We start from the raw sequence: 12,149 nt of genomic DNA, 5'->3' as shown, positions 1-12,149 counted from the left end.
TCTGTCGTGTTATCGAGCGAGACGGCATCTTCGCTATCATCTTCGTTATCATCTTCTGATAAATCGATCTCTTGGCTGAGATCCAGCTCTGGCTCATCGGCAAGGGCTGAATCAAATAATGCATCATTCGGTGCTTGCTCTTCCGAATCTTCGGTCGTGTCAGGACTCTCGTCCGCGGTAGCAGTGGTATCACGCTCCACGTCCGTCTCTGATTCACGTGTTGACTCGGGGGCTTCCTCAGACGACGATTCGGAGCCGGACTCACCGGCGAGCAAGGCATCGATATCATCAACATCACTGTCGTTACCTTCTTCCAGAGCTTTCGCCCACTCAGCGCAAGCGCCTCATCCGCGCTCATTTCCTCTTCCGGTTGTTCTGCGTCGTCGGCGGACGTGTCGGTATCAGCGGGCGGTGTATCCGCTAATTCATCTAACGCACGCTCCATGTCCTCTAGCCCAATGGCGTCGTCACTGGTTGGTGCGACGCTGGATTCATTTCCAGACATGTCATCCAGTTCATCGTCAAGATTGAGGTCATCGAGGTCGGTGTCATCACCAAATGCCACATTCTCATCGCCACGATCATCCTCAGTGATCTCTAACTCATCGTCAGATTGGTCCGGATCATTCTCCTCTTCCTGCTCATCTTCCGGATCGGGCACCATGATAACCGGCATATCATCCAGCTCATCATGGTCCAGTGATGCGGGTTCGTCACTCTCTTCGTCTTGTTTCTTACGGCGAGCGAGGAAGAAGAAAATCCCACCCGCAATTAATGCACCAGGGATAATCGCCAACATGGCAAGCAATAGTGGATTATCTAGTAGCGAATCGACCGCAGAGGGTGGCTGAGTTTCTTGTTTGGCCTGCTGCTCCCGCTGCTGCTCTAGGAACGCACGTATTTCCTGATTCAACTCGTCATCACTGCTCATTTTTTCTTTCAGCGCATTCAGTTCGTACTGAACTTCGGATAAGCGCACTTTGAGCACATGATTACTCTCAACTAAGCGGGTCATTTCTTGATCTGACGATTGCAGCTGCGATTGCAACGTCTCCACGACTTCAGGTTGTGGTGCATCGGCCTCGCTAGGTTCAGAATCTGGTGCCTGTTCTGTTTCTGAGGCACTTTGTGGCGATTCCGGAGATGGTGGTTCTGGCTCAGCGCGCGCAGGGTCTTGAACCTCAGGCTGGGTAACTTGATCACTCAATGGCGTGGCATTTTGCGCTTGCTTACGTGCATCATCAATTTCTAGACGATTAACAACGTCTTGCGTACTTTCTCGTTCGATTTGCGCCAAGGTTGGCATCGCGAGTGTACTGCCTGGCTGCAAGCGGTGAATATTATTGTTGGCAAACGCATCGGCATTAAGACGGAAAATCGCGCCCAGTGTTTGGTAGACACTGACTTGCGTGTTAGGACGCATCTGGGTTGCAATCGACCACAAGGTTTCGTTTGCACCTGTTGGGCCATATTGCTGCGCGGATTCCACTCCAGGCGGTTGTTGGACGGATGACGACTCGGCCGTCATTTCCTCTTGCGGACCTAGAATACGAATCGCCGCTTCAACCGGAACGGTCGACACACTGACGAGACTGATCGCCAACAATCCCACGACGGCAATAAGATGCCGCCTAATCGTGTGCGAGGTTGTCGTCAATCGAATTTGAGAAGAAGACTGTTCACTTTGCTGTGCGTTGGACACACCCGCACTCCCTATGGCAGAAATGGCCTCACTAAATATCTAACTATATCGGAAGCCATGCGAAAAACTGTAGTTTGATGATATAAAAGTGTGTTGTGCGATCAAACTGTGGGCGCTCTGCCTCAGTTTTGTCTCAATAATAAGGCCACAACACGCCGAACATTGCCACTCTTGCACATTCAGCTTGCAATTTTAGTGCCTAAAAAATACCCCATCAACGGATGGGGTAGCAATCAACCTTGGGCAATGGCGCGCTTACCATCACTCTATCTGACCCATTGATAAAGAGTCAGTGAATCCTTTACAGATAATCACGCACTAGCACTTCAGCAATTTGCACCGTATTGGTCGCTGCGCCCTTGCGTACATTGTCGGCCACCACCCATAGGTTTAAACCATTTGGGTGACTAATGTCGTTCCGAATCCGTCCAACAAGCACCTTGTCAGATCCCGTCCCTTCTTTAACTTGTGTCGGGTACGTTTCACCTTCAAAGACTTCAATATGTTCATGCTGGTTGAGGATCGCCATCGCCTCTGTCGCGTCAATGGGTTGACGGCACTCTAGATGCACCGCTTCGGCATGGCCATAAAAAACCGGCACACGGACACAGGTTGGGTTAACCCCAATCATCTCATCGGCGAAAATCTTTTGCGTTTCCCACACCATTTTCATTTCTTCTTTGGTGTAGCCGTTATCCATGAACTGATCAATCTGCGGCAAGCAATTGAAGGCGATTTGTTCGCTATATAGCGACGGTTCCGCATCTTGGCTATTGAGTAGTTTTACCGTTTGGCCCGCGAGCTCGTCGACGCCCGACTTTCCTGAACCTGATACGGATTGATAGGTAGACACATTAATACGTTCAATCCCCACGGCATCATAAATGGGTTTTAATGCGACCAGCATCTGAATCGTTGAGCAGTTTGGATTGGCAATAATATTACGATTACGAAAATCACCAATCGCAGCTGGATTCACTTCCGGTACCACCAGCGGCACATCGAAGTCATAGCGGAATTGCGAGGTATTATCGATCACCACAACACCGGCTTCTGCGGCAACGGGGGCCCACTGTGCGGACGTTTGTGCGCCTGCCGAAAACAGGCCGATTTGAACTTGGGTCCAGTCAAAGGTATCGACGTTTTGCACACGCAAACTTTCGCCTTTGAAGGTGATGGTTTCACCAGCACTGCGCTCGCTGGCAAGCAGGTGGAGAGTGCCAATAGGAAAATCGCGCTCTTCTAAAATGTCGATAATGGTACGGCCTACCGCACCTGTTGCGCCCAAAACCGCAACATCAAATGCTTGTGTCATGCGTGCTCCTCAATACTAAAGCCCAGCTTAGCCAGCGACTGTAACCCGAAATCAGCATGTCCGGCTACCGTGATCGCACTGTACTCACGCCGATCCCAATAATTTTTTCTTAATTGGTCAAAGGCTGTACGCTGTGCCTGCTTGTTCTCTCCGGCTTGTGTCATCGCACGGCGAAAATCACTGTCGTCGCGACGAATATCGTAAACAAGCTGGGTTAACGCCATGAGATCAGACTGCTGCCAAGGGACGGCTAATCGCACATAAGATGGGGGCTGTCGGCAATAGATCGGCGGCGTCGGCGCGCTGTGGTAACGATAAATGTTGGCACAAGGCATTAAACACCATGGTCGTACCGCGTGCTTTTCCTTCCAATCCATAACCAGCGATATGTGGCGTTGCAAAGGTTAGGCGTTCGACCAAAGCAAGATCGACCTCAGGCTCATGCTCGTATACGTCCAAAACAACATCAATATCACGTCGTTCCAGACGTGCTTTAAGCGCTTCATTATCAACAATCGGGCCGCGTGCGGCATTAATCAAGATGCTTCCCGGCGCCAGTGCGTTTAGTCGATCGTTATTCATCAGGTGATAGGTAGGATGATCGCCGGTCGACGTCAGAGGCGTGTGGAAGCTCACCACATCTGACTGCGCAATCAGAGTGTCGATATCCACCATGTCAGCAAGATCCTCTCGTGCCTGGCGCGGCGGATCGCAGAGTAAGGTTTTAATGCCAAGTGCAGCTAAACGCTCAGCGAGATAACTTCCGACGTGACCGACACCGACAATACCGACTGTTCGGTCGGTCAATTTAAATGCTTGCTGTTGGGCCAACACCAATAAGGCACTGAGCACATATTCCGCCACTCCAACTTTGTTGCAGCCCGGCGCAGCGTGGCATACACGCCTTGTGCTTGCAATGCATCAAAATCAAGGTGATCTTCCCCCGCGGTTGCCGATCCCACAAAGCGCAATGACTCAGCGTCTTTAATTAGCGCGTGGTTCACCTGAGTAACACTACGTACCAAAAGCGCATCGGCATCTTGAATATCGTCAGCACTAATGGCGCGGCCAGGTAAAGCGACGACATCACCTAACTGGCTAAACAAGGTCTGGGCGTAGGGCATGTTTTCGTCTACAACTATTTTCACGGTCGGCATCCTGTTATCAACGTAGCGTACGAGCGCTGCAAAATAACGCCCATTCTATCGCTCTGCATGCGAGAAAACACCCACGAAACAATGCACGCTTTCACTCAAGCCCAACGAAAAAAACCCGGCCGTAGCCGGGTCAGTCCAGGATCTGAAGCGACCATTAACGGCTCTCATCGATAATGGCTCCTGTCTGATAGCAGGATATCTCTGCAAACCTGGGAATAGGCGCGGGATTAGCCGCGATATTTTTCAATCACCAAGGTGGCATTGGTGCCGCCAAACCCGAAGCTGTTTGACATCACACGAGTAAGTGCTTGCTCACGTGGCTGAGTCACAATATCTAGCCCATCAGCGGCCGGATCCAAGTTATCAACATTGATACTTGGCGCGACAAAGCCGTGCTCAAGCATTAGCGTCGAGTAAATGGCTTCATGCGCCCCAGCCGCACCGAGTGCGTGACCGGTCATCGACTTGGTCGCCGAAATGGCAGGGCTCTTACCAGCAAAGACTTCTTGGATGGCACCGAGTTCTTTAACATCACCGACTGGAGTTGAAGTACCGTGGGTGTTGATATAATCCACCTCGCCATCAACATCTTGCATCGCCATGTTCATACAGCGCATCGCCCCTTCCCCGGATGGCGCGACCATATCATAGCCGTCAGAAGTTGCACCATAACCGACAATTTCACCATAAATGGTGGCACCACGCGCTAGCGCATGCTCAAGCTCTTCAACCACCAGCATACCGCCACCACCAGAAATCACGAAACCATCGCGATCGGCATCATAGGTACGTGACGCTTTTTGTGGATCATCGTTGTATTTAGTTGATAGGGCGCCCATGGCGTCAAACATCATGGTCAGCGACCAATCAAGCTCTTCACCGCCACCAGCAAAGACGACGTCTTGTTTACCTAACTGAATAAGCTCAAGCGCATGACCAATACAGTGTGCCGACGTCGCACAGGCGGAGCTCATGGTATAGTTGACCCCTTTAATTTGAAACGGGGTCGCCAAGCACGCAGAGACCGTGGATGACATAGTACGTGGCACCATATAAGGGCCGACGCGTTTTACACCTTTCTCGCGTAAGGTATCAACCGCGGTGACTTGGTTGACCGATGACGCACCTCCTGAACCGGCAACCAGGCCCGTTCTCGGATTAGAAACTTGCTCAGGGGCTAAGCCTGAGTCTTCAATCGCCTGCTCCATAGCCAAATAGGCGAAGCCAGCCGCGTCCCCCATAAAGCGCATTTTTTTACGATCAATATGGTCGGCTGGGTTAAGTTTGAGATCCCCCCAAACATTGCTACGCAGTTTCATATCTGCAAACTGCTGAGAGAAGTTAATGCCAGATTTTCCCGCTTTGAGCGACTCCAGCACTTCTTTGACGTTGTTACCAATACTGGAAACAATCCCCATGCCTGTAATGACAGCTCGTTTCATGATTCTTTCCTAGACGTTAATTTCGCAGTGGATGATAGCGTTTTTAAAGCTGATAAGTGGTCAGCTTTCCTTTCTATCAGTACAATTTCCATCTTCTCTTTCCTGTGTATGAGGCATTTGTGAGCACTCCCTCAATCGACCATGCAAAAATCAGCTGGAATGATACAGGTACGCCTGTGGCTGATCAGTTCGACGACGTCTACTTTTCCAATCACGACGGCTTGGCTGAGACTCGCTACGTGTTTCTGGCGCAAAACCAGTTGCCCGAACGTTGGCACACGGCATCCGCGTCACGCTTTGTGATCGCAGAAACCGGATTTGGGACCGGACTAAACTTTCTCGCCACATGGCACACCTTTGACCAATTTCGCCATGCTAACCTTGATAGCACCGTCACGCACCTCCACTTTATCAGTTTTGAAAAGTATCCCTTGACCGTAGATGATCTCGCGCGTGCGCATCAAGCATGGCAAGAGCTTGCGGTATACGCTGAACAGCTTCGCGCCCATTACCCCTTACCGCTAGAGGGTTGTCAACGTATTGTATTCGCTCAAGGTCAGATTACACTCGATTTATGGTTTGGGGATATTAAAGATTGGTTACCACAAGTACCTACAGGTCAGGAAGGGATTGTTGATGCGTGGTACTTAGATGGATTTGCCCCGAGCAAAAACCCTGACATGTGGAACCAGGATTTATTTAATGGCATGGCAAGGCTTGCGCACGAACATTGCACCTGCGCGACTTTCACCGCAGCCGGCTTCGTGCGACGCGGACTGATCGACGCCGGCTTTGAGATGAAAAAGGTAAAAGGCTTTGGTCACAAGCGCGAAATGCTGGCTGGCGCTTTGCCTGCCCGCCAAGCCACTGCCAGCCACCCACCTTGGTATGCGCGCATCCCCGCCTCAAAAGCGGATGACATTGCCATTATTGGCGGCGGCATTGCTAGTGCAGCCTTGATTACCGCATTACTTCAACGGGGCAAGCAAGTCACGCTTTATTGCCAAGACCCGCACCCAGCGGCGGGCGCGTCAGGAAATCATCAAGGCGCAATTTATCCGCTACTCAATGGCAACAACGATAACTTGAGCCAATTTTTCGCACCGGCCTTTTTATTTTCTCGGCAGTTTATTCGCCAACATGCCGAGCGAGGTATCGCCTTTGAACACGACTGGTGTGGGGTCACCCAACTAGGCTATAACGAGAAAAGCGCCTCCAAGCTCGAGAAAATGCTCAACGGCGGCTTTCCTGAGCCACTGGTGATGCGTGTAAGCCAAGACGCAGTGACACAAAAAGTGGGAATAGAAACGGGGCATGCCGGCGTTTTTTATCCGCTTGGTGGCTGGCTCAGCCCACAACAGTTTACCACTGGCGTGATTGATGCCGCGCAAGAACAGGAGCAGTTTTGCGCTCACTTTGACTGCCAAGTCGAGACACTGACTCAAACCGATAAGGCTGGACACTAAACACCTCAATCGGTGATGTGTTCCATCAAAACGTGATTATCGCCAATGGCCATCAATCAAACCGCTTTGAGCAAACGGCGCCCCTACCCGTTTATCCGGTACGTGGTCAAGTCAGTCATGTCCCGACCAATGCCGATCTGAGTGCGCTCAATACCGTGTTGTGTTTCGAGGGGTATCTCACCCCTGCGAATCAGGCTGGCGAGCATTGTTTAGGGGCGAGTTATGGACGCAATAATGCAGACCTAGCATTCCAATCTGCCGATCAAGTTGAAAACCAGCAGCGCTTAACAGATTGCATTGATACCAATTGGGCACATCATGTGCCTGTTGCCAAAACAGGACGCGTGGGGGTGCGCTGTGCCAGTCGCGACCACTTGCCGTTTGTTGGCAATGTGTGTGACTACACGGCTCTGGTATCCGCCTACCAAAGCCTGCAAACAGACAAAGAAAAAGCGGGTTCGGTACCTATCTACCCCGGACTATTTTGCTTACTTGGGCTAGGCTCTCGTGGCCTCACTTCGGCACCGCTGGCGGCAGAAATCCTCGCCGCTCAGTTGTGTGGTGAGCCTTTACCCTTGTCTCAGTCAGTACTCGACACCCTGCACCCTGGACGAATGTGGGTCCGCAAGTTATTAAAAGGTAAAGCGGTGTAGCAAGCCGTCACCAATACATCGGTAAACACAACCAAGCCATCGTTAATGCGATGGCTTGATAATGACGAATACCACTGAGCGGGCATTGAAAGGATCTATATTGAGAATAGCTATATGAGAATAGCTATATTGAAGAGCTAGGCGTTTTTTTCAACTTGTTGCTGAAGCAAATCCCATAGCGCGCCGACTAGGCGTTGATCGCCTGGCGAAAGCTCACTCGCATTTTTAGACAGGCTGGTATCCACGCGCGCTTTTAATGACGCCACCTCATCGATGCCCTCTAACTCACAATCTGCTGCCGCAAGCGAGACGTGACCGCGTAAATAGCCACTCGCAAATAATTCATCGTCTGAGGCGGTATCAACCATCTCATCGATTAATGCCAAAATACGTGCTTCATAATCTTGAACTTTCATTTTATTAACCTTAGCTGGGCAACGTAAAGTCATCGGGCCCCAGAGCAGAGACACCGTAAAAGTCTCGCAAGGATATCAGAAAACGGCTTGGCGCGCACGGGCAAAGCCGGGCTTGCCTCTGCGCTAGATAAATAATCCATGACTTGCTGACGAACTTTATGCGCAAAGGCATGGCGATCGGGTTCCACGCCACTTACGTTGTCGCAACTCACTTGAAAACGAAAACCACAGCTTGCAGCAAGGATCCACTCAATCGCTTGTGGCTTTACTTCGACTGCCTCAAACGCCGCTTGGGTGTGCGCATCTCGGCCATCGGGCTGATACCAATAACCATAATCTTCCAGCTGACGACGCTTTTCACCGGCAATGGTCCAATGTGCAATTTCGTGCAGTGCCGAGGCAAAAAAGCCACGCGCAAAGATCACCCGGTGATGCGGGTGGTTCTGATCCGCAGGTAAATAAATGGGTTCATCGCCACCGAGCAAGAGTTCGGTGTTATATGCCGCTAGAAAGGTATGGTTAAACAGTCGGATTAAATCGTGATAATCATGGGTCATAGTGAAGAATTACAAACATGCCCGCCAGCGAATGGCGGGGAGAGTTAATCAATAATAATATAAAAATGAGGCCGTTGCTTAGCAGAGACGTTATTAACCGCCGACTTGCCCGCGATGGCGGAGTAAGTGATCCATCAGCACAATCGCCACCATGGCTTCGGCAATCGGCACCGCACGGATCCCCACACAAGGATCATGACGGCCACGCGTCACTACATCCGCCGATTCACCGTGAACATCAATACTCTTGCCCGGTACTGTGATGCTAGAGGTAGGCTTTAACGCCAAGTGCGCAACCAGCGGCTGGCCTGAAGAGATCCCACCAAGAATGCCCCCCGCATGGTTTGAGGCAAACCCGTCCGGGTGAATTTCATCGCGATGTTCACTGCCACGCTGATTGACGACGTCAAAACCATCACCAATTTCAACCCCTTTCACTGCGTTGATCCCCATCAGCGCATGAGCAATGTCGGCATCTAAACGGTCAAACACCGGCTCGCCAAGGCCCACCGGAAGGTTCTCTGCCACCACAGTGAGCTTAGCGCCAATGGAATCTCCGTCTTTTTTCAGCTGGCGGATCAGCGCATCCAATTCATCCAGTTTGTTCGCATCCGGGCAAAAGAAAGGGTTTTGCTCAACTTGCGCCCAATCGACGGTATCGATGGTGACCTCGCCCATTTGCGCCAAATAAGCACGCACTTGAATGCCGTGCTCTTGCGCAAGGTACTTTTTAGCCACCGCACCGGCTGCCACGCGCATGGCCGTTTCACGCGCCGACGAACGACCGCCACCACGATAATCACGGACGCCATATTTATGGTGATAGGTGAAGTCAGCATGCCCTGGACGAAACACATCTTTGATTTTGGAGTAGTCTTTTGAGCGTTGATCGGTGTTTTCAATCATCAAACCAATCGATGTGCCCGTGGTTTGGCCCTCAAACACGCCCGAGAGAATCTTGACTGTATCAGGTTCACGACGCTGCGTGGTGTACTTAGAGGTACCAGGCCGGCGGCGGTCCAGATCCTGCTGCATATCCGCTTCAGTAAGCTCAAGCCCTGGCGGGCAGCCATCAATAATGGCGCCTAACGCCACGCCATGGCTTTCTCCAAAGGTGGTGACGCGAAAAATTTGTCCGATCGTATTGCCTGCCATGCCTTCCTCTACTTACCCGATGAGCATTGTTATGTTTTTGCGTACTTTGTTAGCAATTAACCACAAAGCGACTAAAGACGCAAAAAAAACCATAAACCACAACCAAAGCGCTGCAACAAAAGTTACCTGCGCCAGACACAAACAAGCCAGCACGTGGCTGGCTTGTTTGTGTGTCAGTCCACGATGCTTCGATTAATCGCGATAAAGAGCAAACTCATCAGCACACGCCATGAGATCTTGGCGCGTCATCATAAAGACGCCATGGCCTCCCTGCTCGAACTCAAGCCAATGCAATGGCAAGTGGCCATATTGCTCTTGCATATGCACCATGGAGTTACCCACTTCACAAATCAGCACACCGTCTTCGCTGAGATAATCCGGCGCGTTAGCAAGCATTCGGCGCACCAATTTCAATCCATCCGTGCCCGCGGCGAGGCCCAGCTCCGGTTCATGGCGAAACTCATCCGGTAAGTCATCCATATCTTCCGCGTCCACATAAGGCGGATTGCTCACAATTAAGTCGTATTTATCTTGCGGCACATCTTTCAGTAGGTCGGAACGGATTGGGATCACCTGTTCTTCCAAACCATGATCCTGAATATTGATTTCGGCGACATCAAGCGCATCGGTGGAAATGTCCACCGCATCGATCTCTGCATCCGGGAAGGCATAGGCACAGGCTATCGCGATACAACCACTGCCGGTACACAAATCCATGATTCGGTTCGGTGCGTGTGGCAAAATGCCGGTAAACTCTTGTTGAATCAGCTCGCCTATCGGGGAGCGAGGCACCAATACCCGTTCATCCACAAAGAACTCTAACCCACAGAAGTAGGCTTTGTTGGTCAAATACGCGACCGGCGTTTTATCGTTAATCCGCGCAATTACACGCTCAACAATACGATGCTTTTCACTGGTGGTTAGGCGAGAAAAACGGGTTTCTGACGGCACATCAACGGGCAGATAAAGTGTGGGTAACACTAGCTGCACCGCCTCATCCCACGCATTGTCCGTGCCATGCCCGTAAAACAGCCCTGCCGCATTGAAACGACTGACTGTCCAGCGCAGCATATCTTGTAGCGTATGTAACTCACTGACCACTTCTTCAGTAAAAATCGTATCCACATTGGCCTCCATCGGCTTCATGCAATTTAGGGTCGCCCTTTGACGCCAGGTAAGTACAATAAGCAGCATTTTGAGTCGGCTGATTGTACAATGAGCCTATTACCTCGGAGACAGTTTTTCATGAGCCAAAAACCATCGATGACGGAAGAGGATTTGGCGCTATTCCGTGATGCCGTCAAAGGCGCAAAAAAGTTGAAGCAGGATACCATAAACCCGCCACAACGCCAGATGAGCAAGCCACGTAAACAGCGTCAGTTTGAGCGCCAAAGTAGCGATAATGCCTTTTATTTCTCCGATCAGTTTGAGCCACTTTTAACTGAATCAGGCCCATGCAATATGCACGGCAAGACGTCTCTAAATACGAAGTCAAACGGCTTCGTCGTGGCGTCTATGTGCCCGATATCTATTTAGATTTGCATGGCATGACCCAAACTGAGGCAAAGCGAGAGCTCGGGGCGATGCTCGCCGCGTGCGTCAAAGAGGGGACCGGCTGTGCCAGTGTGATGCACGGTATCGGCACAGGCATCCTTAAAGAGAAAATCCCCCTCTGGCTCGCCCAGCACCCCAGTGTGATGGCATTTCATCAAGCGCCACGCGAGTTTGGTGGCGATGCCGCCCTCTTGGTATTAATTGAAGTGCCTGATCGTTAGCGGCCGAGCTGACGCGGAGACATAAGGGTGTCCAGTGATGCCTGTTGCGTCGCCGTATCAACATCAATGATTGCCATAGCCGAGGTGGCGAACATCGGCGCCTGGCCCTCTTTCACCCACTCATTGGTCAAATAACCCACTAATGGCAAATGCGAGATCACCAAGATAACGCCAGGCTTTTCAACCTCTATCATGGCGCTTAAATATGCGTGGATCCGATCACTTTGTCCATAAGGGGTAATATCTTCTTCCGTGATGACCTCGTCAGCGATGGGTAACAAAGGCGCACATGCCTGCCATGTTTGCTGAGCACGCAAATAAGGACTGACAAGCACTTTATCCAGGGTCTGTCCTTCAAGCTGTTGATTGAGCCAGGTCGCCATTTGTTGGCTCTGTTGCTCGCCATGCGCGGTCAACCCGCGTTCGCTATCACTGGCCGCAAAAGCTTGTGCTTCGCCGTGACGCATTATGATCAATTTCATCGCGTTAATACCCACACTTCTATACTGAG

General features: G+C 51.1%; 7 protein-coding genes and 4 pseudogenes. 2 read left to right on the top strand and 9 right to left on the bottom strand.

Translation table 11 applies throughout. The features are described 5' to 3' along the window. The 4 genes and pseudogenes from DZ54_RS20015 to fabB form a co-directional block, all read right to left on the bottom strand. A partial coding sequence (locus tag DZ54_RS20015; RefSeq protein ID WP_276201996.1) for a FimV/HubP family polar landmark protein occupies window positions 1-1,702 on the bottom strand: 1,702 nt, incomplete at its 3' end. Between the two features lie 301 nt (window positions 1,703-2,003). Then, window positions 2,004-3,017 (bottom strand): aspartate-semialdehyde dehydrogenase, encoded by a 1,014-nt coding sequence (locus DZ54_RS0107680; protein ID WP_025673652.1) that lies wholly within the window; start codon window positions 3,015-3,017, stop codon window positions 2,004-2,006. Then, a pseudogene (locus DZ54_RS20010) lies at window positions 3,014-4,165 on the bottom strand (4-phosphoerythronate dehydrogenase). Before DZ54_RS20010 ends, DZ54_RS0107680 begins: the two are co-directional and overlap by 4 nt. Window positions 4,166-4,401: 236 nt before the next feature. Beyond that, the gene (gene fabB / locus DZ54_RS0107670) at window positions 4,402-5,616 is read right to left on the bottom strand and encodes a beta-ketoacyl-ACP synthase I (protein ID WP_025673651.1); all 1,215 of its coding nucleotides are present in this window, start codon (window positions 5,614-5,616) and stop codon (window positions 4,402-4,404) included. A gap of 119 nt (window positions 5,617-5,735) precedes the next feature. Between fabB and mnmC the strand changes: the two are divergent. Further along, a pseudogene (mnmC, locus tag DZ54_RS20005) lies at window positions 5,736-7,735 on the top strand (bifunctional tRNA (5-methylaminomethyl-2-thiouridine)(34)-methyltransferase MnmC2/FAD-dependent 5-carboxymethylaminomethyl-2-thiouridine(34) oxidoreductase MnmC1). A 137-nt stretch (window positions 7,736-7,872) separates the two neighbouring features. Here the strand turns inward: mnmC and DZ54_RS0107660 are convergent. The 4 genes and pseudogenes from DZ54_RS0107660 to prmB form a co-directional block, all read right to left on the bottom strand. Then, window positions 7,873-8,151, bottom strand: a complete 279-nt coding sequence (locus DZ54_RS0107660) for a YfcL family protein (protein ID WP_025673650.1) — start codon at window positions 8,149-8,151, stop codon at window positions 7,873-7,875. A gap of 10 nt (window positions 8,152-8,161) precedes the next feature. After that, window positions 8,162-8,708: pseudogene (locus DZ54_RS20000) on the bottom strand (elongation factor P hydroxylase). A 93-nt stretch (window positions 8,709-8,801) separates the two neighbouring features. After that, window positions 8,802-9,863 (bottom strand): chorismate synthase, encoded by a 1,062-nt coding sequence (aroC, locus tag DZ54_RS0107650; RefSeq protein ID WP_025673649.1) that lies wholly within the window; start codon window positions 9,861-9,863, stop codon window positions 8,802-8,804. A gap of 192 nt (window positions 9,864-10,055) precedes the next feature. After that, the gene (prmB, locus tag DZ54_RS0107640) at window positions 10,056-10,988 is read right to left on the bottom strand and encodes a 50S ribosomal protein L3 N(5)-glutamine methyltransferase (RefSeq protein WP_025673648.1); all 933 of its coding nucleotides are present in this window, start codon (window positions 10,986-10,988) and stop codon (window positions 10,056-10,058) included. A 120-nt stretch (window positions 10,989-11,108) separates the two neighbouring features. Here prmB and smrB point away from each other — a divergent pair. Next, window positions 11,109-11,638, top strand: a pseudogene (smrB, locus tag DZ54_RS19995) (endonuclease SmrB). On the opposite strand, the gene sixA reads toward smrB, so the two are convergent. Beyond that, a complete protein-coding gene (gene sixA, locus DZ54_RS0107630) occupies window positions 11,635-12,120 on the bottom strand; it encodes a phosphohistidine phosphatase SixA (protein WP_025673647.1) in 486 nt (161 codons plus the stop codon). The pseudogene smrB and the gene sixA overlap by 4 nt on opposite strands. Window positions 12,121-12,149: the final 29 nt, after the last annotated feature.

The organism is Salinivibrio socompensis S35, assembly GCF_000513715.1.
Taxonomy (GTDB): Bacteria; Pseudomonadota; Gammaproteobacteria; order Enterobacterales; family Vibrionaceae; genus Salinivibrio; species Salinivibrio socompensis.
This window is presented reverse-complemented; position numbering and strand designations above follow the sequence as displayed.

Excerpts from the sequence above, each read along its gene's own strand:
- DZ54_RS0107660 (WP_025673650.1), bottom strand. The coding sequence starts at position 8,151 with ATGAAAGTTCAAGATTATGAAGCACGTATTTTGGCATTAATCGATGAG.
- DZ54_RS0107680 (WP_025673652.1), bottom strand. The coding sequence starts at position 3,017 with ATGACACAAGCATTTGATGTTGCGGTTTTGGGCGCAACAGGTGCGGTA.
- aroC (WP_025673649.1), bottom strand. The coding sequence starts at position 9,863 with ATGGCAGGCAATACGATCGGACAAATTTTTCGCGTCACCACCTTTGGA.
- sixA (WP_025673647.1), bottom strand. The coding sequence starts at position 12,120 with ATGAAATTGATCATAATGCGTCACGGCGAAGCACAAGCTTTTGCGGCC.
- fabB (WP_025673651.1), bottom strand. The coding sequence starts at position 5,616 with ATGAAACGAGCTGTCATTACAGGCATGGGGATTGTTTCCAGTATTGGT.